Genomic DNA, 24491 nt, shown 5'->3' with positions numbered 1-24491 from the left:
CTGCCTGAGCGAAATCCAAGATAGGCCCTACAGTGAAAATTTCAAGGGGTGGTGGTGAAATTCCGCCTTGAAAATCGCCTGCCAAATCCTATTATCGCGGTGCATGGCAACGGCAAGCGGAGGACACCATGGAATTCGATTCGGACTGGGTCACATTAGGTAGACATCGCGTCCGGCTGCGCTCGACCCGAGGCTTTCCAACTGAAACGATGCGTAGCGTGGCGGAGGTCGTGAGGCTCGCGATCGACAACAACATGAGTGCCCGCGCGCGACTGGTCGAGATCGTCTTCCAGCAGGAACAGACCTACGATATCGCCGTCGGCACGACCCTGCTGGAAGACAGCGTTTGTGCGCCGCAACTGGAAGCGGCGATCGCGCTGGTGCTCGGCCTGCTGCCCGAGCAGGTGAACATCATCGTGACGACGGTCAGCCAGGAGGAAGTCGACCTGCACTTCGGCGTGTATGAGCACATGCTCGCCGAGAAACTGGGCGTCGTGCCGCCCATCCAGTGATTGCGCTGCGCCGCGACGGCAGCCGCCCGCAGCACTTCCCAAGCCGCGCCCGGGATCCATACCGTCAAGCCAGATGGGAGCAGCAACATGAAAAAACGCGCGCCTGCACTGCTGGCGTCAGCCGTCTTCGTCGTGGGCTCACTGCCCGCCACTGCGGGCGCCGCAGAGTCACCCCTGAAAACATTGCCGCTGCAGCAGGACATCTGGATCAGCGGCACGATCCAGCAAGGCAACGGGCAATACGCGCCGGGTGACTACACCACCCTTCTGCTGGACCGGCCGGTGACCTCACCCTGCAACGACCGGGTCGTGACCGACATCCTGCTGGGGAAGACCGGCGGAGCAGACCCGCTGCTCCTGCAACCTTATCTGGGACAGCGGGTCGCCGTCCGGGGACGCGTGATCTGTCCGGATTCCGGAATCCGGTTTACACCGACGCCGGACTTCGTGTTTCCGGTCTACTGACGGGCGGCAGGCGCGGGACGGCCGGATCGATCACCCGGTGCGGGAAGTGAGAGGTGTTCCCAGGCCCGGTCAGCCTGCGACGACCTGACGTAATTGGGGGGCTTGCTGTCCAGGCAAGCGAGGTATAGATGTCCATGTAGTGCTGCGCCACGGTCATCGAGGTGAAGCGGCGCATGAAGGCCGCACGGATGTCCGTCTGCGACAGAGCGTCGAGCCGTGTCACGGCGTCGACTGCCCCTGAGACGTCCTCGACAATATAGCCTGTCAGGCCGTCGCGGATCACCTCCGGCACGGAGCCCCGGTTGAACGCAATGACCGGCGTGCCAGAGGCCATCGCCTCGATCATCACCAGGCCAAACGGCTCGGACCAGTCGATCGGGAACAGGAGCGCCCGCGGGCCCGAAAGAAATCCGGCCTTCCGCGCGTCATTGATCTCGCCGATGAATTCAACATGCGGGCGCGCCAGCAGCGGCTGGATCACGTTCCGGAAGTACCCTTCGTCGGCCCTGTCCACCTTCGCGGCAATCTTCAAGGGCAGACCGGCGCGTGCGTCGATCTCGATGGCGAGGTCGACGCGCTTTTCTGCGCAGATCCGGCCGGGGAAAGCCAGATAGGCAGGTTGCGTTGGCACTTGCGGCGTCAGCAGATTTTCTGGCAGGCCGTGATAGATCGTGTCGAGCCAGTTCGCGTCCGGCAACGGCATCCGCTGCGAATTGGAAATCGAAACGACGGGCGCCTGCGGAAACATGTCGAACACTGGCTGCAGTTCTGGCAGATCGAGTCGACCGTGCAGCGTGGTCACGAACGGCACGCCGAATTTTGACGTCCTCCCCGCCCTCAGTCGTGACCGACTGCCGCTTGCGCGGAAAGGGCGGGGATTCCTCCTGCGAGGCGGTCACGTCCGACCGCGAGAATGTTGCGGGCAGCATTGCGATCACGATCATGTGTCGTTTCACAATGGATGCATTTCCACTCTCTTATTCCAGGACCTGCGACACCTTTCGGCCCCGTGCGGCTCGCGCAGCACGAACAGGTCTGGGTAGAAAACGCTTCATCGACCTCATCGAACCATACGCCTGCGTCATCGCACTTGTACCGAAGCATGGTCCGGAACGTCGACCAGCCCGCGTCGAGCACAGACTTGCTGTGCTGTCCTTTCGCGAGGGCCGAAGCATTCACGTTGCCGACAAAGATTGCACCGTACTCGCGAGCGAGCCGGCTGCTGAGTTGATGCAGAAAGTCCTTCCTGCGGTTCGCGATCCGGGCGTGGATCGCCTTCACCCGGTTCTTCCTGCGTGCTCGCTGGGCAGTGGCGAGCGCGGGTTCGAGGTCGCGGTAGAAGCGCTGCGCGTCGACATTGGGAAGACGTTCGTCCGAGAAGCCGGCAAAGGTCTTGAGCCCGAGGTCGATTCCCAGATCCAGGTTGGCTTCATTGGGCCGGGCAGACTTCACCTTGACCGTCACGTTCAGATACCAGCGGCCGCGGCTGTCCTCGGAGATGCAACCGGCGCCGAACTCATAGCAGGCCAGGCCATAGCTGTCCCAGACGCCAGGATGCAGGCCCTGAAAGTGGGCCTGACCATGGCGCCATACGACCGAGCGGGCTTTGAATGGAATCCATCCCAGCGAGCGTCGCGCGCCGGCCGGGCGACGCCACCGAAGCTTGACCTTGCGGTGCTGTTTGCGGCGCGTCGCGTACTCTTCGGCGATCTGCTGAAACACGGCCGAGCCGACCGCCAGGCCTTCTTTCGAGGCCCCGTTCAGATAACGCTGGATCTCAATGCCAGAGGCAAAGCGCCGCTCGCGGCGAAAGATCTGGAGCGACAGGTCATTGCAATAGTTCCAGACGAAGTTCACAGCCCGCGCCATCCCGGCAAGCGACGAAGCATGCCTGTCCTTGATTCTTATGCGCAGAACTCGAACTGGATCCTTGCAACGTGTCACGGGTTGACTCATTCCGGTTTGACTGTACGGAAATACAGTACCAGATCAATACGAAAAGGCAAGTCCCGCGCTCTACCTCACCGCCCTGAAGGACGGTGCTTCACGCGCACATTGGTGAAAACGTCGGAAACGGCAGACCGCTCAGATGAAAGTGCAGACCGTCAAACGTATGGACCACGCGCCGGACCTTGTCGAGCAACACCTGAGGCGGGGCAAACGTGTCGCCAATGCCCGGATCGAGCCGCAGCGAGTGCGGCCATGCCGGCTCGAGGCGCTCGCCTGTCTGCGAATCCCCGCTTGCGAACAGCGTCACATCGTCTCCTAGGCCGACGAGCGCCTCGCTGAGATAAGACACCACGCGTTCCGTACCGCCATACAGCTTTGGCGGAACCGCTTCGCGCAACGGGGCGATCTGCGCGATACGCATCAGGCGTCTCCATTCAGATGCTTCGCGCAGACCGCCTTCTAGCGGGAGCGCGACGCAACCCCGCTTCTAGACGGGCTTTCTGGCGTGTCTTTGACGGCTTCCCTGACGTCGCCTGCCTTCTTCCGTGTTTCGCCAGCCGCCTGCTGGACATCGCCCTTGACCTCCTGTTCCCGGTCGCCCGTTGCGCGGCCGATGGTCTCATTCACCTTGCCTTTGACCTTCTCCGCCACACCCTTTACCTGCTCCTTGTTCATGGCCGGCCTCCAACGCAAAACGGATTCGTAGATGGATTTTGCCGCCCGTTGCCGGGCAGGCTCAGAATTTGCGCAAACAGCGTGCCTGACCGCCCTGGTGCCGAAGCGCCCCCTGTCGACGGCGCAATGAGCAAACACCGGTCGCCTGGTCGCTGCAGTGAGGCGCTAACATGGAATGATAGGAGCGCGGATACCAGAGCAGATCGCTTTTGCCACGCCTGAAACGATCACAAGTGCAGCCCTGTCGATTCAGTGCGTTGCGTGTCCGATACATAGCGAGGTTGATATGAAGTACGCAATCATCATCTGCGCCGTTCTGCTCGTCAGCGCGTTTGCCACGGACATCCCGCGGGCCCAGGGGACGGCGCAGTCGATCACCGCGAGCCGGGTCGACGTCGTCCAGGTGGCGTCCGGTTATCGGGCCTCCAAAGTCATCGGCGCGACCGTCTACAACGAAAGCCGGGACGCGATCGGAACGGTTGACGATCTGATTGTGAGTCCGAAGGATAACGTGACGTACGCGATCCTGTCGGTCGGCGGCTTTCTCGGCCTCGGTACTCATCTGATCGCCGTGCCCTTTGCCAGGCTGCAGGTCGCCGACAAACAGATGCAATTGCCGGGCGCGACCCGGGATTCCCTGAAGCCGTTACCTGAATTCAGGTACGCCTCGCCCTGATCGCGCTCACCCTGCTGCGCGTCGTTGACCCCCGCGTACGGCGGGAACCCGAGGTCCGGACGCGAAACGCGCTCCCGCCCGGGGCACCCCGGATGGCGCTCAGATTTTCAGTCGCGTGACCTTGGTTACCGGGGGAGGCGGCATCGGAGGTGCGAGGAGTTCGGGCGGTGGCACCGGAGGTTCTGGAGGCGGAGGCTCCGGTACCGGCAGCAGTTCCGGGAACCCCGCCGCATTGACCGACGTACTGACCTACCACAATGACCTGGCGCGCACGGTCAATACCTTGTCGAAACTTTCGCCGGCCAACGTCAACGCGTCAGGCTTCGGCAAGATCGCGTTTATGCCCGCAGACGGCAAGGTCGATGCGCAGCCGCTTTACGTCAGTAACCTCAGCATCGGCGGGGTGGCCCACAACGTCGTCTATGTCGTCAGCGAACACGGCAGCGTCTACGCGTTCGACGCAGACACCAGCGCGCAGCTATGCAACGCTCGCTGCTCGGCGCGGGCGAAACCACGCGCGACGACCGGCACTGCGGGCAGATCACACCGGAGATCGGCATTACCGCCACGCCCGTCATCGATCGGGCCCGCGGCGCGAGCGGCGCGCTCTACGCGGTCGCAATGAGCAAGGGTGCGGGCCGTGGCATCCACCAGCGGCTGCACGCGGTCGACCTGGCGACGGGTGCCGAGATGCTGGGCGGACCGACGGAGATCGCGGCGACCTGTCCCGGCACCGGCGCGAACAGCACCAACGGCGTCACTGTCTTCGACCCACAGCAGTACGCGGAGCGGCAGGCACTGGCGCTCGTCAATGGCAACGTTTATCTCGGCTGGACTTCACACTGTGATCAGGGGACTTATGGCGGCTGGGTGATGGCCTACGACGCCCAGTCGCTCATGCAGACGGGCGCACTGAACCTGACGCCGAACGGCAGTGAGGGCTCGTCTGGATGAGCGGCGCCGGGATGGCGTCGGACGGCACCTCGCTCTATCTGCTCGACGCAAACGGCACCTTCGACCCGACATTGAACGCGCAGGGTTTCCTGGCGAACGGCGACTACGGCAACGCGTTCCTCAGGCTGTCGACGTCGCCGCGGCTCGCGGTGGCCGACTACTTCGCGACCTTCGACACGATTGGCCAGTCCCCGCAGGATGCGGATCTTGGTTCCGGCGGCGCACTGGTGCTGCCGGACCTGGCCGATGCGAGCGGCGCGATCCGCCATCTGGCGCTCGGTGCGGGCAAGGACTCGATAATCTATGTGGTCAATCGCGATGCGATGGGCAGGTTCAACGCCAGTGCGAACCTGATCTGGCAGGAAGTCGATGGCCAGTTGCCTGGGGGCGTGTTCGGCATGCCGGCGTACTACGACAACCTCGTGTACTGCGGCGCGGTCGGCGACAATGTCAAGGCCTTTCCCCTGAGCGCCGCACGACTCGCGACGCCGCCGCCGTCGCACAGCCCTGGCGCCTTCCCCTATCCGGGCGCAACGCCGAGCATCTCGGCCAGCGGCGCGACGAACGGCATGGTCTGGGCGGCGGAGAACGGGGCCACGGGCGGCCTGCATGCCTTCGACGCGGGCGATCTCGGTCGGGAGTTATACGACAGTACCCGGTCCGGTGCGCGCGACGCGTTCGGCGCGGGCAACAAATTCATCGCGCCGATGATCGCGCATAGTCACGTGTATGTCGGCGGGACGAATGGCGTCGCGGTATTTGGGCTGTTGCGCCGAATCCGGAGGATTGTCGTGACAGCAAGCTGTTGCCGGATCACGGCGTCCGTTGGCCGTTCAGGTACACGCGTCCTGACGGCGGACCCGTGGCGAGGTGTTGTGAACCAGCGACCGCCGGTCCGCGACTGTGTGAGGTGCGCGAAAGTGCGCACCGGCACCCCCGTCCTGTCCATTATCTTTCTCAGGGACGCCCGTGATACCGGTCTTGCCGACCGTCCCCGGGACCGCTCCCAGCTGAATACACAACGGGAACTGATCATGACGCGATGCGCTACCGGGCGGACGTAAACGACTGCTGCACCGGGAGCCGGCAGGCCGGTTAGTCGACGGCTCGTGCCTTACATCACGATGGTAGTCGCGTCTCTGAACGTAGCGGCAGTCGCGATGTGGGTGCCGGTCGCCTTAAGCCCCGATGTTTAGGTTCTCGTGGACGCAGGATCGCTGCAGCAGGACTCACATGGGCTGATCAGTGTCTGGACGAAAACGTTCTATGCGTCGCCACAGGGAGCGGCCGGGATATCGTATGCGGCGGACATGACACTCTTCGTACTGGACTGCGCAAGCGACCAGTACGGCATCGCAGGCGGCAGATACCTTGACGCCCCAGGAAACGTGCTCCGGCGGCTCCACGAACCCGTTGGCGAACTCCAAGCCGATTCCCGTCGCGAGCAAGGTCGACGCAGCAGCTAAAGCGGTCTACCGCGGATCCGGCAAGTTTTGTGGCCCGATTCATGCTGCCCTTACAGCGAACCGGCAGGAGGCCACCATGAAAACTCGGATTTTCACCTACGTCGAATGCCCATGCGGACATCGCGGAGCCCTAATCGAAAGCCTGGAAATCGGCGATCTTTCCGACCGCCGGTATCGGACGTGCCTGCGAAGCCTGACCCATGCGGGGACGTACGACGGAAGTGACGGACTGTTCGCAAGGATGACGCCCGGCTGCCCGGTGTGCGGTCGAAGTCTCGGTCCGGACGATATCGTGGGACGCAGTGAGTTGCAGGGGTCGGGCGAAGTGCTGCGGCCAAAAGAGGATCCAGGATCAGCGGAGACAACCCTCAGCGTCGGTGCCTGACAGGCGCGCATCACGCGTCCGGTCGCTGGCTCCGGCGGTGTTGCGTAACATGCAACTGCTCCCAGCTCAAAGGTTCATGGGACAGACCGGCCCGGCTCGAACCATGTTCGACGCACTCTCCCACAGGCGCAGTAATGGAGATCGACATCAACCCATCCGACAAGCTGGATCCCGAGGTTCAGTCGTGGCTGGAAAAACTCGGCCCGGGCCTCATTACCGGCGCCGCGGACAACGACCCCAGCGGTATCGCGACCTATTCGCAGGCAGGCGCGCAGTTCGGTTTCAACATGCTGTGGACCATCATCACCACCTATTCGCTGATGGTCGCTATCCAGATATTCATCGCGCGACATCATCGCGCTGTCGGCGCTAGTCGGTCTTGTAATCGGCTTTACAAAGATCGATCCGATAAAGGCCCTTTACTGGAGCTCCGTGATCAATGGAGTGGTTCCGTCCCGATCATGGCGCTGATCATGTCCATGGCTGCGAATCCACAGATGGGCAGCTTCATCATTCCAGTGCGCCTTCGCATCACCGGCTGGGCCGCGACGATTGCAATGGGCGCTGCCACGCTCGCCATGTCCGGGTTCACGCTCGCTCCCCGAGTGCGTGAACAGTTCCGGCGCGCGAGCCAACACAGGATTTAAATTGCATACCTGATTCGCCCATCCAATGTGCGGCCTTTATCAAATACGTCGGGAAGCGCCGGGCCCGCAATCTCTACCGAGGAAGAGGAAGCTCGACGCCTGCCCGCGTCAGGAACAGTCCGCCTGGGGAGAAGAGGCAATGAAGTGCGAACGATGGGGAAATCAATCTCCGTTCGCGGATCATCAGGGTGACTGGGACAACTACCGCAACGCCCTGGCTGTGTCCGCAGGTTATAAAGGGTTCAGCTCCGTTTCCCTCGCCTCGAGTCGGTTTTGCAGAAGTCTGTGATGCTGCGCTTCCTGTCCGGCAGTGTTCGGCCTCACCCTGGCGCGGTTAGAAGGACGCAGCCTATGGTCTAGTCGACGGGGTGCCCTTCCAACCGGCAACCTTGCGCGCATGGTTTGCGGCGTCCACTGGCCCGTTTTTCATCTCCTCCTGGACTGCGTGCTGCGCGTCAATCGCTTCGCGATCGGGGCGCCGAGGCGTACCTGTACACGCTGGCGAGTCAATCGGGCTTCTTCAGTCCGCTCGGATTCTCAGGTCCGCCGCGCGTCACCCCTTGACCAGTCGGCATGCTCGCACCTCGGTTATCAGGCGCCGGCTCGCGTTGTCCGGAGGCTGCCGACGCAGAATGGGGCGCGCGAACCGCGCCAGGCGTGCGGGGGCGATCGCCACCCTGAGGCGCCTCCGCGACGCTAGCGCCAGGCATCCCCGCCCCGGGGCGGGCAGCCCCGGGACCGCTACCTCCAGCCTCGCGGGTCGCACCTGAATTCTGTGCAGACCCGGTCGCCGCGAAGGTCGATAGCAGCGCTGCAGCTACGAAGCGTTTGAAGAGGACTTCCATTTTCGTCTCCATCGTCGGGTGCATGCATCCATCGGCGCGCATGGGCGTTAACTCGACAAATCGCTGCTGACACGCCGAAGGTTTGTTCCATGAAGGCGGACGGGCGCTGCCGAATCCTCATTGATGTGGCAGGCAATTGCCGCGGCCGGATAAAGCCAGGCATCTTGACCAGAGCGAACGCCCGCCCATGTTCTGACCCCTCACTGGCTCGAATAAATTTGGAGTGCGGCACGCGGGCGTGGGTCGAAACAAGACCGCTCACTTGAGCATGTCTTCACCCGGAACGTCGCCTCCATCTGAAAATTGCACCCCGATGCGACTGCGCGAGGCAGCCCGCGCTACGCGCTTTGCAGTGGCGGTGCTTCCATGTTAGGTCCGCTGAACAACGGGACCAGCATTTTTGTTGCTCCCGCCAGAATCGCGATGGAAAGTCACTTCAGAGAGCGCCGCCCCTGCAAGTGCGTGCGTCAACGAATTAGCGGTTGGGCCCAACTTTTGCGCAACTTCTGGCACGCCGTCTCGCTGCCGAGCCAGCACTTTGCACAGAGGCGTGGTTCTCGACTTGCATGCCGGCGCATTTTTCCCGTGCGGCCTGATCGCACTCACTTGAGGAGCAGACAATGGAAACGACGAAAGCAGAAGGAACGCTACGGGAGGCTGCTGGCGACGTTAAGCAAGCCGCCGGGGACCTGCTGGACAGTGCCGGCGCGCAAGTGAGCGGAACAGCGAAAGAGTTGAGTGGCAAAGCGCAGCAACTTTATGCCGATTTTGCGGACGTCGTGCGCGAGTCTACGCTGGAGCGGCCGTTCGCGGCGCTGGCAATTGCTGCTGGTCTGGGCTTCATCCTTGGGGCGTTGCGCACAGCAAATCGCTCAAGGTCCGATAACGGCCGAAGCGACTGGAGAGATCGGGAGTAAGGCTACTCGCGTCCTGCCTTCGACGAGACCTGAAAGGTGTACGGCAAACACCTGGCGGGCCGGCACGGCGTTTCCGCAACAAGCCAGCCCCAGGGAGTCCCACAATGTCCATGCGTTCGAAAGTCACGACGTGGCGAAACGTCGGCAGATTCTGCGTCGAGCGAGCCACCGATTATGGTGAGCTCCTCGGCGTCGAACTTGAGGAGACCAAAAAATGTCTGGTCCGCGAGTTGAGTGCACTTGTTGCCCTGGCCGTCGCTGCCCTGTTCACGCTTTCGTTTGCGTGCATTGCGATCATCGCCACGGCGTGGCGGACGCCTTACTTCCTTCCTGTGGTCTGGGGCGTAGCTGCGTTGTGGCTGGTGGTTTCCGTTGTCTCCCTGCTCTTCGTCCGTGCCCAGAAACCGGGACGTTCGCTTCATCTTCTGCAGGGGGAACTCCGGAGCGATCTGGACACGTTGAAGGAGGCGCTAAAATGACCCGCGCAGCCACCAATAGGGAAGCCGAGACCGCCATCCTGCTGCGCATGGCAGAATCACGCACAGCGTTGCTAGCGGCGAATAGCGCTCCACCATCGGTCCCGGCCGTACGCGGACAGAGGCGGTCTCCTGCGGTCGGCCTGATCGCTTCGCTGGCCGACACACCACGCGTCACGCTGCTGCTGGCGTTGTGCGTCGGCGCGATCGTCCTCGGACCTCGCCGGACTATCGTTATTGCCAGCCGTTCGGGGATCACCGCGTGGCTAGGTGGTACCGTTCGGAAGGTCATTCTCAAGTCTGTGTGAGGCGCATGCAAGGGACGGGGCAGCCAGCACTGTTCAGTGGGGCTACAATTTTACCCGTGAGGCGCGCTCTGGCGGTCATGACACCACTGCTGCGGCACGTCCTTGAACACGCGGTGTGCTCTTGCCCATGCAGCGCGCGCAACTCGTTTATCGCCCGTAAGCCAGGGTGCAGGCCCTCACCCATTTCTCAGTGGCCGCCGACGCTCCGCGGCGCCGGTTGCCAGGACGACGCGCCGACCGGCCCCGGAAGATACGACTGCCCATCGTCGTCAAGTCTCCCGAAAATCCGACTCATACCGGCGCAGCAGAATGCTCCGACGATTTCCGCAATGAGTGCTTGGTACGCTCATTGCGCGCCTGATGCGGCCGCGTCTGATACCCCCTTGGCGTGTGGATCATTCTGCGGTATGCGGCTGGGCGATTTACTGTGCCCTAGCCCTTCGAGGTGGGGGTCGTGCCGGTCGTCCCGCCGGTATTAGATGTATTGGTCATGCTCATGCCGGTGCCGCCTTGTCTGGCCCGTGCCGCCGCCCCCTCCACTCGTTCCACCTCCTCCAGAACCGCCCGCGCCCTGTGCGAACGCGGCACCGGCGAACGCGAACAGGTTTGCCGAACAAACTGCCGCTTTCCTTGCTGCTCTCATGATTGTCTCTCTCATTGCTTTAACCCAGGGCAGCATTAAAGTGCCGATCTGGCAGCGCTCCAGGCCCAGTTCTAGATATCGCTCTGTCGTGCTCGGCGACATCGCGCGTAGCTGACCGATACGGATCGCGGTTGTAATACTGATGGACCGTGTCGTACCCCAGGCAGTATCTGCCATTGACGGCCAGTGGTCCTTGTCAAAGCCCGGATCTTCCTTGACTCGCTGGGCAGCAATGCTCACCGTGGAAGCATTTCTCATGCGTATCGAGCGTCAGGGCGCTCCAGGGTTAAGCGTGCACGTTCGTGCCGATCCCAAGAAGACCGCATTGAGACAGCACGGCGTACGCGACTCTGCCACCGCGTACGTCGAGCATGATGTTTGAAATCTTGCCGACGTCCTCGCCGTCCGCCGAGATCACTTTTGTGCCCTTGAGCGTCGCAGCGATGACGCCCGGGCCGGGCCCGTCACCCACGCCGCCGCCGACAATCTGCCCGCCGCTGCCGGACGCGCCGCCCTGCGGATTCAAGCGCGCGACGCTTCCTGGCCAAAGCGGCACAAAAAATGCTAACTACGCAGACGGTTTATCCGCACGGCATCGCGGTGATGCCGAACGGGTCGGCATCGACAATGGCGGATCAACAAGGTCATGGAGGCTGTCAATGAACACCACAAGAGATCCAGCGGACTATACGCTAGCCGCGAAAGATCCTGCGCTGTTAGTCCGTCAACACGAGGCCGCGGTCTCATGGGGAGCCGTGTTCGCCGGCGGCGTCGGTGCGGCCGCGTTCGCACTCATCCTGCTGACATTGGGCACCGGCCTTGGCCTGACGTCGATCTCCCCGTGGTCCTCGGGCCCCTCGAATGCAAAAGCGTTCGGCTTCGCCGCCGTGGTGTGGGTCTGCGTCACCTCGATTCTCACCTCTGGGTTAGGCGGCTATCTGGCGGGACGGCTACGCAGCCGCTGGCTGGCAGTCGGCCTCGATGAAATCCATTTCCGGGACACGGCACATGGATTCCTGAGCTGGGCCGTGGCGACGCTCTTCACGGCCGCCGTACTGACATCAGCCGTGTCAGGCATTGTGCGGGCCGGCGCGCAGACGGGCGCGACAACAGTTGCGGCAGGCGGCTCGGTTACGGTGGGGACGATGCAACGTGGCAATGCAGAGGCCGCGACGAACACGTGGCCGCTCGGCTACTTCGTCGATTCGCTGTTCCGGATGCCCGCCGGTTCGTCACTCGGCGCCGCCACCACAGAAGGCCGCATCGAGGCGGCGCGCGCGGAAACGGCGCGGATATTCCTTAACAGCGCGGCAACGGGCGATCAAATGTCGCCGGAAGATACTGCCTATGTAACCCTGCTTGTTGCGCAGCGTACCGGCCTTACGCCGGAAGCAGCACACGCTCGTGTGGTGACCACCTACACGCGCCTGCTGCAGAAAATGACTGCCCTCGATGCTGCCGCGAAAGATGCCGCCAACAAGGCGCGCAAAGTCACGATCGGCGCATCGCTGTGGTTATTCGTGTCGCTTTTGATGGGCGCGTTCTCTGCGAGTCTGATGGCAACTCATGGCGGCCGCGTACGCCAGCGCTGACTGAAACTTCAATCCATTTACCGAAGGAGGTGTCTATGCGCTCAATTCTTCTCTATATGCTCGGGGTACCCATTCCCATCATTATTCTCATCGCGCTGTTCTGGCATTAGGCGGCCCGCTCGCGGTCGATCGTCGGGGCACCCCGACGTTTGACCGCGCCGATCTTCGAGAAGGTCGCAGCAGGCGCGCCGCAATTGAGAACGTCGCGTCCGTTTTGACTCTGCGCTAATGTCGATCAACCATGTCCGGGCCCGGATCGGTCGGCCCAAGTTCTGCGGTGGAGGGCACAATCTGAACGCCATCCACTGCTTCATGGCCAAGCAGCTTGAACATCATATTTTCGAGCCGGAATAGCTCAGCCGGCTTGCGGCAGACGGCGTCGAAACCGACCTCCTTTATTTCCCGGATGTATTCGGCATTATCGAACGCGGTAAACGCCAGAAGGGGAATCTTTTCGCTCGCCTCAATTCTCCGGAGCGCCGCTGCAATGCCGATGCCGGATAGGCCAGGCATGGCGACATCCACAACGATGCGATCGGGTATTCGGGCCTCCGCTTCCCTCAGCGCGTCCGAGCCGTGTAGACGGTTCGCACGCTCATCCCGCCGGCTTGCAGGTAGGCGCCAAGAGCGCCTGCTGACGGCCGCGAATCATCCACGACAATCACGCGGACAGGCGCCCGTCTTGAAGGCGCCCGCGCTGCCCAAGGTCGCATCATCCGGGCATTCCCGGCTCTCGAAATCTGGGTTCATTGGTTTGCTCCGCTATTGGCGCGCTGAGATTGGAGCGCTTCCAACCGTGAGCGCAACGATAGGCCAGGTGGTGCTGCGACGGCAGCTGCAAAAGCTCCAGGCAAAAAAGCTTCAAGGAAGAAGAGAGGACAGCGAGTACCGCGCAGGTGAGGCGGAAACAGGTGACCAGCAATCGAGTGCCCTGAATATTTCGAAGGTCACAATTTAGTGCCGTAGAGGATCTGTCAACGCTTGTCGTGAAGCAGGGGAAAGAGCCTAGTTCCATTTCGATGATTGCGTAGCGAGCGTCAGAGACGATTAACGCGTTGGGGGATGCAAACCGGAAAAGACGACGAAACAGCGACCTGGCGATGCGTTTGTCCATTGCCAGATTTGACACTTGGGACAGGGGGCTGCCAGCGCCAGGCACAGCGAATGCGCCTAACTTGCAGGTGGCTACAAGGGTGCCCTCACAAGGCGCGAATCGACGCATTCGGAGAACGAACTGGCACAGTCAACGACCAGCAGCGCGACACCGGAAGTGCCCTCATCCTCTACGGACCGGAAAGACAATAAGTCATCCGAGGAATGTATGTCAGGCGAGGACGTCCAACGGGCGCTGGACGGCGGCGACAACAGAAAAATTGACGAGGCGTTGGACCAGCTCGACGTCTCTACAACCGCCTCCGGCAAGGATCAGACAGCGGAACCTGACACGGAGGGGTCTAATTCATCAAGCAAAGACCTTGACCACCAGGACGATTAGCGCTCACCCCAGCCCGCAGTCGCCCAAAACAATGGAGTTGGCAGGACCAGCCGCACGTCGGCGTCATTTGACTATGCGGCAGCTCGCGATTGCGTCCCGGCCCGCGAGTTTCACGTAAGCGGGTTCGCGCGCCAGGGGTCCATAATTCCGCATGCTCAGTCAGGCGGACAGCACGTGCGAGGGAGCCGAACCGTAAATACGGTCTCGGTGTCGTCGGAGTGTGCCTGTATTTCGCCGCCGTGAGCGCGCGCGATCTCCCGCGCGATGTAGAGTCCCAGACCGAGGCCGTCCTTCGAGCCGGTCCGATTTTGCGCGTCCGGACCGCGTTCAAGCGGTTCGAAGATGCGATAAAGGGCGGACGGCGGTATTGCGGGTCCCCGATTCCTCACCTCGATGGATATCTCCCGGTCCCCTCCGCTGACAGCCACCTGCACGGCGGCCGTTGGCTCCCCATACCTGATCGCATTTCCCACCAGGTTGCCGAGCATCTGCTGGACGCGCCGGCCGTCCCAAAGTGCCGCGGTTTCGCCTGTCACTTCAAGTTCCACGGTCTGCGTTCCGTGCGCCGCCCGTAGCTGGTCCAGTTCGTCGTCGACCAGGGCTGCAACATCGACCGGAGTCGGCGCCACCCGGATACCGAGCCCGAGCTTTGTGCGGCTGAAGTCCACCATGTCATCGAGCAGTGCCTGCATCCGGTTGCCGCTCCTGATCAGGCGGGCCGCGGCGGCGGAAACGTCCTCGCCATTGTTAAGTTTCCCGAGATGATGTGCAGTCATCTGGATGGTCTGCAGGGGGCTGCGCATGTCATGCCCGAGCATGCCCAGGAGAAGATTGCGCGACCGCTCAACCTGACTGCTGAAGAAGTTTACCGACTCGGTAAGCGCCTGATCGATCGCTTCGTTAAACCGGATGACGTCGTCCAGTTCAAGCGGTTGCACCCTGCCGTTTTCCAGCCACAGCCGCAGCACGGTAGCGCGCAACGCGCGGTACTCCGCGCACAGCTGGTTGATATCGAAGCCGCGCCGGGCGCGCAGCACGGCATGAGTCTGTGCAGCCGTTTCCCGCGGCCCGGCTGCGGGCGCAAGACCCCTCGATTTGTCGACCTGCGCCTGTCTCGTCTGTGGCGTTGACAGGTCCCTGGCGACCGCCTCGAGGATCTGGCGGGCATGGTCGCGCAGTTCCAGAGACGACATATCGTTCGCCACGGGCAGCAACGTGGCGGCGAAGCTTTCCCATTCCGCGACGATCGCTTCCATTTCGTTTGAGATGAATTGCGCGAGGCGCATGACTACTCCGAAGATAAGGTACCGATTGGAGGCAGGCGGCCCGGACCGGATTATCGTACCCGATCCGGCGCAAGTCCGATCGCCATGTCTGCGCCGCCGCCGGACCCGTTCGGGCCCGGCAATTGCTGCGACCTGTGACTCGTTTCAATCCCGGCGCGTCGACCAGACTGGCGCTAACAAACCTTGATCAGATGAACCACGCTAACCCTGACCCCGGCGAGTTCAGTGCTGTCTGGCTCCGGCTATGGGCCGAATCGACCCAGGATTACTCAATCTGCGCCCTCTCGCCGCAAGGCGTCGTGCTGACGTGGAACCCGGGCGGTGAACGCATCCAGGGCTACCGGTCCGGGGAGATTGTAGGCCAGCCGTTCTCTGTCTTCTATCCGGAAGCGGAGCGCGCCTCCGGCGCGCCCGAGGTGGCGCTCCGGGCCGCAGCCGATTCGGGGCGTTACGTCGTGGAGGGCTGGCGCGTGCGCAAGGACGGGACAACGTTCTGGGCAAATGTCGTAATGACGGCCCTGCGCGACAGCCAGGGCCAGCTTATCGGCTTCGGGAAGGTGGTTCAGGACGTCAGCGACAGGAGGGCCGCTCACGACGCGGTGCTCAGGAGCGAACGAAGCTTCCGCCTCCTGGTTCAGGGCGTGACCGACTATGCCATCTTCATGCTGACGCCCGATGGGCACATTACAAGCTGGAACTCCGGGGCGCGCCGGATCAAGGGGTACACCGAAAGCGAGATTATCGGCTCGCATTTTTCCCGGTTTTACACGCCGGAGGATGTGGCGGCCGGCGTCCCCTTCCGGGGCCTGGAGACAGCGAGGCGCGAGGGACGCTTTGAAGCGGAGGGGTGGCGCGTGAGGCGCGATGGAAGCCCTTTCTGGGCGCACGTTGTCATCGACGCCATCCACGAAGACGGCAAGCTGGTCGGATTTGCAAAAGTCACACGCGATATCACCGAGCGCCGGCGCGCAGGCGAGTTGCTTGAGCAAACCCAAAGGGCGCTGTTCCAGTCGCAGAAAATGGAAGCATTGGGAAAACTCACGGGCGGGGTGGCGAATGATTTCAACAACGTGCTGCAGGTGCTACGGGGCAATCTGGAACTGCTTGAAAGCAGGCATGGCCGCGACGGCTGGAGCGCCGAGCGCCTGGGTAACGCTATCGACGCCGTCGACCGGGGTGCGAAGCTCGCCTCTCAGCTGCTTGCTTTCGGACGCCAGCAACCGCTGGCACCCGTCGTCATCAAACCTTCGCGTCTGCTTCAGGCTCTCGACGACCTGCTGCGACGGGCGTTGGGTGAGACGATCGAGATTGAGTCCGTGGTTGCGGGCGGCCTGTGGAACACCGCTGTGGATCCGCATCAGCTGGAAAATGTGATCCTGAATCTGGCGATCAATGCGCGCGACGCAATGCCGGATGGCGGCAAGCTCACTCTTGAACTCGCCAATGCGACGCTTGATGACGACTACGTATCGTCACTCGATGACGTCTCCGCCGGACAGTACGTGATGCTGGCCGTGACGGACACCGGAACCGGTATGACCCAGGAGGTGATGGAGCGCGCTTTCGATCCGTTCTTCAGCACCAAGGCGGACGGTCACGGCACCGGCCTCGGGCTGAGCATGGCCTACGGTTTCGTCAAGCAGAGTGGCGGCCACATCCGGCTCTACAGCGAAGTCGGCGAGGGGACGACCGTCAGGATCTATCTGCCCCGCTCAACCGGCACGGCGGTGGAAACAGAGGCGCGCACACAGGGCACCCTGAAACACGGCAACGAAACTATCCTGGTCGTCGAGGACGATTTGAAGGTTCAATCGACTGTCGTCGAACTTCTTACCGGTCTCGGCTATGCGGTGCTCAAGGCCAACGATGCGGAGCAGGCGTTGACCGTCATTGCGAGTGGCGTACATATCGATCTGCTGTTTACGGACGTGGTGATGCCGGGAGCGCTGCGCAGCCCGGAGATGGCTCGAAGAGCGGTCGAGATTCTGCCGGGGCTGAAAGTGCTTTTCACGTCGGGCTATACACAGAACGCGATCGTGCATGGTGGCCGGCTGGATCCCGGCGTGGAACTGCTGAGCAAGCCATACAGTCGTCAGCAGCTCGCCTTCAAGGTGCGGCACGTGCTGGGAAACAGCGACACCGACGCGATCGAGGCCGGTGCGGCTGGTACGCACCCAGATGATGGCGCCGGGTCTGTCTGGCACCCGGAGAGCTTGCGCATGCTTGTCGTTGAAGACGACGCCGCGTCGCTAAACGCAGTGTGTGAGCTTCTCATGCTGATCGGGATAAGCCCGCAGCGCGCTGAAAACGCAGCGGCGGCTTTAAACGCGATCGAAGCCCACGACTTCGACATACTGTTCACAGACGTCGTCATGCCCGACATGTCAGGCATAGAACTCGCACAGCGCGCATTTGCCATTCGTCCAGAGCTCCAGATTATCTTCGCTTCTGGAAACGCAATCCCCGACCACGAGCAATTCCCCTTCAACTGGTCGGCGCTGCGCAAGCCCTATACGCTTGACCAGTTGCGTGTTGCACTGCAGTCGGGTAGCACCCCGCGCACGGACAAGGGTTGACGGGATTGATCGCCATTGCGCGCAACGCCGGAGTTGCATGCACGGCGGTCATGTGCTGCGAGAACTGCAGTGGTGCTTCGCCTGGGCCTGACGTCCAACCGCATTGCGTCTGCTTCCCTATCCGGGGAAGCGGGTTGCCGTCAGGAGCGCGTCGTCTGTCCGGATTCCGGTATCCGGTTTCAGCCGCATCCGGGGGAAACGCCGCGATCAGACCGGAAGCGCGTGGCTCCGCGAGGATGCTAGTCAAGCAAAGGCCGGCAGACCGGCCCTTGAGATACGTTACGGCGGCGAAATGTTCGCGGCCCGCAAACCCTTCGGGCCGCGCTTTGTCTCGTAGCTCGCCTTCTGGTTCTCTGCGAGCGTCTTAAAGCCGTCGCCCCAAACTTCCGAGAAATGAGCGAAGAGATCGTTGCGCCAGCGCCAGGAGCAGCGGGAAGCCAAGGCCGTTTGCTATCGTTGAACGCCCTCGACATTCCCGGGCCGCCAGGAATCAATCCGCCTGGAAATCGACAAGCCGACGCCAGTATTCACCCTGTCGCCCTTCGGGACTTCCTTCCTGCTGCCACAGAACGTAGGCCCGCTCCCGAAGATGCTGGTCGAGAGCCCGATGCCAGTACTCCTCCGCGCGCCCATCGGGGCGTCCATCTTTCTCCCAGAGCAGGTAAGCGCGTTCGCGGACAGCCTGGTCCAACCCCGGCTTCGTTTCCGAATTTTTCTCAAGGTCGTCGCCGTAGGGCGCCATTTGACCGCCCCGAGCCGTGCGCATCCTGGCTGTCAGGGTGCCGAGTTCAGCGTCCGGCACAAGCCGGCCGTGCGCTGCCGCTTCCAGGGCCTTGGCCTGATAGGCGGAATCGTCGGAGGCATTGCCCGATCCGCTCAGCGTAATCGGATACGTGTGCAGCACTGCGCCGCTACGATCTATTAATGTCAACCAATCGCTCAGTCATGACTGTCTTCCTGGTGTTGTGCGTTTGATGTAGGGGTGGTGGCTCGACTCTATAGTTGAACACCGGCCTGCCCGGCCTGGCAGAGGCAAAACCGCCCGGCGCGATCCGCCTGTCACGCGAATGCTCTGGCGCCGCTCGGGCTGATACGCACACCGCACCAAGGGCCTTTGCAGTACGCCGTGACGAAGTCCTTCCAGCTTTTCGCCGCAGGCGTTATTGCGCAATTTCCATGCTTGATCGATGCAATTAAGAAACGCCGTGCCCGTTCGCGAATCCGAACGCGTGCAGTGATGCATCTCGGAAGACAGCTATCCCAAAAATCTGGCTTGACTGGAGAAAAACTGCCTGGTGGCGGAATCACGCGGTCATTAACAGGAATCAAGCGAACGCAATCTGAGCACTGATTAGTCGCGCGTTGCTGTAAATTCGACATGAAGCAACCGTACGGCTACCAGCGGCGCGGAATGCGTTGCAGATGCGCCGCAAGACCGCTGCTGGCTGCCCGAGGACGCAGCGTGACCCCGAAGGCACCGAGCGTCCTGGAAGTTGTAGATACGCGCTTTCGAGGGGACGCTGTGGTTCGCGTCTGGTTGGTTCCGGATGCATATCGAACCGATCCCCGGACGTTCAGTGGCGCGAATCCAGGGAGGCACTGTGCCGGAAGGAGAAGCGGATCTCAAAGGTCGTGCCGAGCCCTTCGCGTGTATCAAAGCGGATCTTGCCTTCAAGGACCCGACAAAGTTCCTTGACGATCGCCAGACCAAGGCCGACGCCCGGTATATCGTCGGCCGCAGCCCGTTCAAATTCATCGAACACGCGGTCTCTGTCCGACGGCGCAATGCCCACCCCGGTGTCGGCAACGCGCAGATACCAGGCTCCTTCGCCGTGGCGGCCCATCGCCAGTTCGATTTCACCGGCTTTCGTGTACTTTGTCGCGTTCGACAGCAGGTTTAGCGCCACCTGCTTCACCTTGATGCGGTTCGACAGCACCGTTGGCATGTCCGCGTCGAAGCAGGTAGACAGACGTAAGCCTTTGGCCACGATAGCGGGCCGGCAGGCCCCGACCAGCTCGTCAAAGAGTTCGCGCAGGTCGAATGGCTCGACCGCAAGCGGGGTGCTGTCGCCCAGCACCACCGAGTACTCGACCATGTCGTCCACCAGCTGCTTCATGTCCGCGGCTTGCCGGGTGGCCATCGCCAGTCCGGCTTCCGCTTTCGATGGCGCGCGTGAAATCAGCTGCAGCGCGATGGAGAATGCGTTCAGGAAGTTACGCAGGTCGTGTGCCACACTGCGGGTAATCTGCATGCGCGATTCGTAAAGGTCGCTCACCAACCGCTGCTTCAATGTCAGTTCGAGGTTTGCCCGCTCCAGACTGCCGGTGTATCCATCAATTTTCCGGTCGCGCTCCGTGACCACTTCCCGGATCGACGTGACGGTGACGAAGCCGAGCGCTTCATCGATCAGCCGCCCGGCACGCCGTTCGTGGCGCCTCGTGAACGCGTCATCCGATTCGGCGAACGTCTCGGCCGCATCCGCCAGCACGTGCCGGAACAGATCCAGCTCGTGAACGAGTTCATCGATGCGATAGCCCTGTTGCCAGCGAACCATTCCATGCGTGCGGGCGTCGCGTTCGATCGCCGGCTCTGCCTGTTCAAGATCCTGCGCGTCGAGCGCACTACAGATCCCGTCCAGGATTTCCGGCAAATGATCAGCGAGTTGATCGTACGTCAGCTTGTCGGCCTCGACCAGGCCCGCGTCGCCGGACACGGCATTCATCCATTTTTCGGTCAGCGTGGTCCGTTCCCGACGCAGAAACCCGGCAAAACTGCGAAGCGGCGCTGTTTGTGTGTCAGTCATAATTTCGTGTCCGCAGGTAAGTGTTTCAACATAGCGGGCGCGTGGTGATACAGCACCCGCCGGGGCTCTCCCAAACCGCGCAATAGGAGGACGGCCCCGAATTTGACGCGGCAAAGGAGAAACCCGCGAATCCGTGCCGTCGCAGTGGCGACCTGATGTACTGGCCTGTACCGCCGCACATGTGATTATCATTCAATCGCGTCGATGGAACACGCCTTGCTTATCGGTCGCGGGGCACCGAGCGCGTAAGCTGGGGCAAGATTTTCATGTGTTCAATCCTGCTTGTCGACGACGAGCCCGACCTGCTTGCGGCGTGGCATCTGATACTGCACGCAGAGGGGTATGAAGTGCGTTGCGCCGCCAACGGTGCGGAGGCACTGGAATTGATGCGACAACGCGTACCTGACCTGGTCATCACGGACTGGATGATGCCCGTGATGGGCGGCGCCGAACTCTGTCGCCGTCTGCGCACGCAGCCGAACCTGGCACAGGTGCCCATTCTCGTCCATACGTCGGCTCCCCCCCCGGGAAATGAGGCTACCGCAGGGGGCACCGCCTGGAATGCCTGCCTTCAGAAGCCGGTGCCCATGCAGGTTTTTCTCACTACGGTAGAAGGTTATGTGCGGGGCGTTGATAGTACATCACACGCCCAACGTCGATTTCGCGACGGCCCGAACGGCCGTCTCGCGGTCCGCGAAGCTGTCGGCTCGAATCACGTAACTCACGTTGTAACACCGGAGAATTCACGCCCCTGCACGCCGGCTTTGCCGGGCACGATATCGGTCACGATCTTGCCGATACAGGGCGAGGTTGACGGACGCTCCAGCCGGAGCAACGTATAGTCGCCCCGGCGTGTTCGGTCCGGCCCCCGCTGGATCGTGCACGTGATCCCGATGTCCTGTCGCGACGGCAGAGTTTTCAGGGGGGCTCAGCGGCCGCCGCAGCCGCCGAGCCCGCGGCCAGAACAGCCGACGCCAGCAGTGCGTGTGAGCGTTTTTGCATGATGCTGCTCCTGTCTGACGCGATGGAGTTGATCCGTGGCTTATTCGACGCACTGACTGATCCGGGGCCGCCGTTGCGGTGCAGCGCAATAGCCCGACAACCACTGGATGGGCGGCACAACGCCCAGCTTCTCGGCGAGCATGCGCTCATAGACGCCGAAGTGCAGGTCGACTTCCTCCTGGTTGACCGTCGTCACGGTGACGTTCACCTGTTCCGTCGGCAGGCCAAGCACCACCGACATCGCCGCTTCGAGTTGCGGCGCACAGACGCTGTCTTCCACCACGGTCGTGCCGACGGCGATATCGTAGGTCTGGTTCTGCTGGAAGACGATCTCGACCAGCCGCGCGCGCGCACTCATGTTGTTATCGATTGCGAGCCTCACGACCTCCGCGACGCTGCGCATTGTTTCAGTCGGAAAGCCTTCGGTCGAGCGCAGCCGCACACGGTGCCTTCCCAGCGTGAGCCAGTCAGAATTAAATTCCATGATGTCCTCCAGTTGGTCGTTGCCATGCCTCGCGACAATGGGGAGCCGGCATGCGGTTTTCAAGACCCAAATTTCCCCCTTGAAATTTCCTCCGGGATGCCTATCTTGGATTTCGCTCAGGCAGACGCGCTTGTGGCATCAGGCGCGCTGCGTGTTTCGATTTGTTTGCCAGCAGCTGGCAGGCGGACTGGAGCGCGTAAGCCCGTTCGCCTCCATGCCCCTTTCGAGGAGGATACGACCATGAGTGACTTTTATTCGAGAACCAGCCCGCTCAGTGAATTTGACCGTCTGCAACGCGAAATGGCGACCCTATTCAGCGGCTTCCCGTCCAGCATCCGCTCCGGCCGCTCCGGCGCTAACTTCCCGTACGTCAACATCGGAGCGACCGACGACTCGATCGAGATTGTCGCGTTCGCGCCGGGCCTGAGCGCCGCTGGACTCGACGTTTCGATTGACAAGGGGTTGTTAACGATTGCGGGCGAGCGCAAGCCGGCGCGCCCGGACGCCAGTGGTGAAATCCGCGACGACGTTCGCACCTACGCGCAGGAGCGCTTCAGCGGTGCGTTTCGCCGCGTGATCGAACTGCCGCAGAATGCCGATCCCGACAAGGTACAGGCGCGCTACACCAACGGCTGCCTGTCGATTACCGTCGGCAAGCGCGAAGCGTCGAAGCCGCGGGCCATCACCGTCCAGTAACGCCACTTATTCGAGGAGCAAGCCATGAACGACAGGACACAGGTTGCTGAACGCGACCAGCAACCGGCAGCACGACGCGAGGGGGACCAGCCAGCGCGGCGGATGACGCTCACACCCGCAGTCGACGTATTCGAGGACAGCCACGGCATCACGCTGTGGGCGGACCTGCCGGGCGTCACGAAAGACAAGCTCGAGGTGAAAGTGCACGACGGCAATTTGTATATCGAGGCCGAAGCGGTCGTGCCGACACCCGCCAGTCTGCGGCTGCAGCACGCCGAGATCCGTGAACCGCGATTCGCGCGTGCGTTTGCGCTGAGCCCGGACTTCGACACGTCGAAGATCGACGCGAACCTGCAGGACGGCGTGCTGAAACTGACCGTTCCGCGCCGCGACGAAGCAAGGCCGCGACGCATCGAGGTGCAGACAGGCTGAGCCCGGACGATCAGCAACGACGACAGGAGAAAAAAGCGGTGGCGGCCGCGAGGTCGCCATCACCTGCGTTATAGAGGCGCGGATGCAGAACGTAATGGAAAAATGGTGGCCCCTCGCGAGTCGCGGTCCAGCCACGTAAGCAGAAGCTTTGCACTGTGACGCAGAGGGAGATCCAGTTTCCTGTCAGACCTTCGAGGTGGATACGATGAACAACGACCTGAGAAAGTGGAACCCTTTCAAATTTCTTCGCCGCACAGTGGGCAATTCCGACACGAACAGCCCGGAGAGTCAGGCAGCTAGCGAGCAGGGGCATGCCACGTGGCCCGACATCCAGCGACTTTTCTCGCGTGATTCCCTGCGTGCGATGGAGGATTTTTTTCTCGATCCGTTCGCAGTGCGCGGCACGCTCGAACGATGGTTCGGCGACTTCAGCTCATCGCGTTTCCAGCCGCGCATCGACGTGGTGGACGAGGGGACGATACTCCGCGTAACCGTCGAGCTGCCAGGCATGGAGAGGGAGGATCTGACCATCGGCGTCGAGGACGGAGCACTGGTGCTGCGCGGCGAGAAAAGGCAGGACGTGCACAGTGAGGAGGACGGCTGCTATCGTCTGGAACGCGCATACGGGGCCTTCACGCGCACGATCCCGATGCCTGAAAACGCCGACCCCGACCATGCTCTCGCAAAGTTTGACAAGGGCGTGCTTACATTGACCGTACCCAAATATGAGCCCTCGCGATCTGCCAGCCGCACGATCGATATTGGCTAGCGTCGGACGGCCCTCTTGCGATTGCAAAGTGAACGGAGGGAAATAGCTCACGCTTCTGAAGATGGATAGTGATCGCCGCGGGTCAGGTCAAGGGACTCGCGGCGATCATTGCGCCTCAAAGTTGCGTCCGGTGCCAGTATTCGTCGGCCCGCGCTTCAGGACGCCCATCCTGCCCAGGGCACGTGAGCCCACTCCCGCAGATGCTGCTCCAGCGCGCGAAGCCAGTATTCCTCCGCGCGTCCGACAGGGCGCCCGTCTGTCATTCTGGGAACCACGGGCTGAATCTCTCCCGGCTGCCTTGGCAGGGCGAAGCGCGAAAAGCGTTGACATTATTGCTCGGTCGCTATACCGTGACCTTCGGAATATTCAAGAAGCCCGATTGCTGATCACCACTTGCCGCCTGTTCTGTGCGGTACTCGTTATCCTCTCCTCTTCC

General features: G+C 62.1%; 18 protein-coding genes and 8 pseudogenes. 15 read left to right on the top strand and 11 right to left on the bottom strand.

Going from position 1 to position 24491, the window contains the following annotated elements; genetic code table 11:
• The first annotated feature begins 128 nt into the window (after positions 1 to 128).
• On the top strand, positions 129 to 512 hold the full coding sequence (locus HF916_RS02640) for a hypothetical protein (protein ID WP_168787709.1): 384 nt from the start codon (positions 129 to 131) through the stop codon (positions 510 to 512).
• 87 nt (positions 513 to 599) lie between these two features.
• Entirely contained in the window at positions 600 to 977 is a 378-nt protein-coding gene (locus HF916_RS02635) for a hypothetical protein (RefSeq protein ID WP_168787708.1), read from the top strand.
• Between the two features lie 69 nt (positions 978 to 1046).
• On the opposite strand, the pseudogene HF916_RS02630 reads toward HF916_RS02635, so the two are convergent.
• The 4 genes and pseudogenes from HF916_RS02630 to HF916_RS02615 form a co-directional block, all read right to left on the bottom strand.
• A pseudogene (locus HF916_RS02630) lies at positions 1047 to 1800 on the bottom strand (glycosyltransferase); the annotation flags it as partial.
• A 14-nt stretch (positions 1801 to 1814) separates the two neighbouring features.
• Entirely contained in the window at positions 1815 to 2834 is a 1020-nt protein-coding gene (locus HF916_RS02625; protein ID WP_240975315.1) for an RNA-guided endonuclease InsQ/TnpB family protein, read from the bottom strand.
• 190 nt (positions 2835 to 3024) lie between these two features.
• Positions 3025 to 3348: pseudogene (locus HF916_RS02620) on the bottom strand (glycosyltransferase); the annotation flags it as partial.
• A 38-nt stretch (positions 3349 to 3386) separates the two neighbouring features.
• Positions 3387 to 3602 (bottom strand): CsbD family protein, encoded by a 216-nt coding sequence (locus HF916_RS02615; RefSeq protein WP_168787706.1) that lies wholly within the window; start codon positions 3600 to 3602, stop codon positions 3387 to 3389.
• 286 nt (positions 3603 to 3888) lie between these two features.
• Here HF916_RS02615 and HF916_RS02610 point away from each other — a divergent pair, with 286 nt between their 5' ends.
• The 7 genes and pseudogenes from HF916_RS02610 (at position 3889) to HF916_RS02580 (ending at position 10276) form a co-directional block, all read left to right on the top strand.
• The gene (locus HF916_RS02610; RefSeq protein ID WP_168787705.1) at positions 3889 to 4278 is read left to right on the top strand and encodes a PRC-barrel domain-containing protein; all 390 of its coding nucleotides are present in this window, start codon (positions 3889 to 3891) and stop codon (positions 4276 to 4278) included.
• Positions 4279 to 4399: 121 nt separating this feature from the next.
• A pseudogene (locus HF916_RS02605) lies at positions 4400 to 6005 on the top strand (pyrrolo-quinoline quinone); the annotation flags it as partial.
• A 769-nt stretch (positions 6006 to 6774) separates the two neighbouring features.
• The gene (locus HF916_RS02600) at positions 6775 to 7083 is read left to right on the top strand and encodes a hypothetical protein (protein ID WP_168787704.1); all 309 of its coding nucleotides are present in this window, start codon (positions 6775 to 6777) and stop codon (positions 7081 to 7083) included.
• Positions 7084 to 7217: 134 nt separating this feature from the next.
• Positions 7218 to 7469: pseudogene (locus tag HF916_RS02595) on the top strand (divalent metal cation transporter); the annotation flags it as partial.
• Between the two features lie 1726 nt (positions 7470 to 9195).
• The gene (locus HF916_RS02590; protein WP_168787703.1) at positions 9196 to 9492 is read left to right on the top strand and encodes a CsbD family protein; all 297 of its coding nucleotides are present in this window, start codon (positions 9196 to 9198) and stop codon (positions 9490 to 9492) included.
• 104 nt (positions 9493 to 9596) lie between these two features.
• Positions 9597 to 9971, top strand: coding sequence for a phage holin family protein (locus tag HF916_RS02585; protein ID WP_168787702.1), 375 nt, complete (start codon positions 9597 to 9599; stop codon positions 9969 to 9971).
• A complete protein-coding gene (locus HF916_RS02580) occupies positions 9968 to 10276 on the top strand; it encodes a hypothetical protein (protein ID WP_240975314.1) in 309 nt (102 codons plus the stop codon). Before HF916_RS02585 ends, HF916_RS02580 begins: the two co-directional genes overlap by 4 nt.
• 662 nt (positions 10277 to 10938) lie before the next feature.
• Here the strand turns inward: HF916_RS02580 and HF916_RS02575 are convergent.
• Positions 10939 to 11445 (bottom strand): annotated as a pseudogene (locus HF916_RS02575) (PRC-barrel domain-containing protein).
• A gap of 133 nt (positions 11446 to 11578) precedes the next feature.
• On the opposite strand from HF916_RS02575, the gene HF916_RS02570 reads away from it, so the two are divergent.
• Positions 11579 to 12511, top strand: coding sequence for a hypothetical protein (locus tag HF916_RS02570; protein WP_240975313.1), 933 nt, complete (start codon positions 11579 to 11581; stop codon positions 12509 to 12511).
• 225 nt (positions 12512 to 12736) lie between these two features.
• Here HF916_RS02570 and HF916_RS50220 read toward each other — a convergent pair.
• Positions 12737 to 13078 (bottom strand): annotated as a pseudogene (locus HF916_RS50220) (response regulator); the annotation flags it as partial.
• 1083 nt (positions 13079 to 14161) lie between these two features.
• Positions 14162 to 15292 carry a sensor histidine kinase gene (locus HF916_RS02560; protein WP_168787701.1) on the bottom strand — a complete coding sequence of 377 codons (1131 nt, stop codon included), beginning with the start codon at positions 15290 to 15292 and terminating at the stop codon, positions 14162 to 14164.
• Between the two features lie 191 nt (positions 15293 to 15483).
• Here HF916_RS02560 and HF916_RS02555 point away from each other — a divergent pair, with 191 nt between their 5' ends.
• Positions 15484 to 17868 carry a hybrid sensor histidine kinase/response regulator gene (locus tag HF916_RS02555; protein ID WP_168788963.1) on the top strand — a complete coding sequence of 795 codons (2385 nt, stop codon included), beginning with the start codon at positions 15484 to 15486 and terminating at the stop codon, positions 17866 to 17868.
• Positions 17869 to 18147: 279 nt separating this feature from the next.
• Here the strand turns inward: HF916_RS02555 and HF916_RS02550 are convergent.
• The 3 genes and pseudogenes from HF916_RS02550 to HF916_RS02540 all read right to left on the bottom strand — a co-directional run bounded on the left by HF916_RS02550 (position 18148) and on the right by HF916_RS02540 (position 20672).
• A pseudogene (locus HF916_RS02550) lies at positions 18148 to 18341 on the bottom strand (cold-shock protein).
• A 17-nt stretch (positions 18342 to 18358) separates the two neighbouring features.
• A complete protein-coding gene (locus HF916_RS02545; protein ID WP_240975311.1) occupies positions 18359 to 18772 on the bottom strand; it encodes a DUF2934 domain-containing protein in 414 nt (137 codons plus the stop codon).
• A gap of 670 nt (positions 18773 to 19442) precedes the next feature.
• On the bottom strand, positions 19443 to 20672 hold the full coding sequence (locus HF916_RS02540; protein ID WP_168788962.1) for a sensor histidine kinase: 1230 nt from the start codon (positions 20670 to 20672) through the stop codon (positions 19443 to 19445).
• Between the two features lie 266 nt (positions 20673 to 20938).
• Here HF916_RS02540 and HF916_RS02535 point away from each other — a divergent pair, with 266 nt between their 5' ends.
• Positions 20939 to 21514 carry a response regulator gene (locus HF916_RS02535; protein ID WP_168787699.1) on the top strand — a complete coding sequence of 192 codons (576 nt, stop codon included), beginning with the start codon at positions 20939 to 20941 and terminating at the stop codon, positions 21512 to 21514.
• A 263-nt stretch (positions 21515 to 21777) separates the two neighbouring features.
• Here the strand turns inward: HF916_RS02535 and HF916_RS02530 are convergent.
• A pseudogene (locus HF916_RS02530) lies at positions 21778 to 22158 on the bottom strand (hypothetical protein); the annotation flags it as partial.
• A gap of 240 nt (positions 22159 to 22398) precedes the next feature.
• Between HF916_RS02530 and HF916_RS02525 the strand changes: the two are divergent.
• The 3 genes from HF916_RS02525 (at position 22399) to HF916_RS02515 (ending at position 24055) form a co-directional block, all read left to right on the top strand.
• On the top strand, positions 22399 to 22854 hold the full coding sequence (locus tag HF916_RS02525; protein WP_168787698.1) for an Hsp20/alpha crystallin family protein: 456 nt from the start codon (positions 22399 to 22401) through the stop codon (positions 22852 to 22854).
• Between the two features lie 24 nt (positions 22855 to 22878).
• A complete protein-coding gene (locus tag HF916_RS02520) occupies positions 22879 to 23286 on the top strand; it encodes an Hsp20/alpha crystallin family protein (protein ID WP_168787697.1) in 408 nt (135 codons plus the stop codon).
• A 205-nt stretch (positions 23287 to 23491) separates the two neighbouring features.
• Positions 23492 to 24055, top strand: a complete 564-nt coding sequence (locus tag HF916_RS02515) for an Hsp20/alpha crystallin family protein (RefSeq protein ID WP_168787696.1) — start codon at positions 23492 to 23494, stop codon at positions 24053 to 24055.
• The last annotated feature ends 436 nt before the right edge of the window (positions 24056 to 24491 follow it).

The sequence above is a fragment of the Paraburkholderia aromaticivorans genome (assembly GCF_012689525.1).
GTDB lineage: Bacteria > Pseudomonadota > Gammaproteobacteria > Burkholderiales > Burkholderiaceae > Paraburkholderia > Paraburkholderia aromaticivorans_A.
Note: the sequence above shows the minus strand (reverse complement) of the source record. Positions and strands in the feature narration are given on the sequence as shown.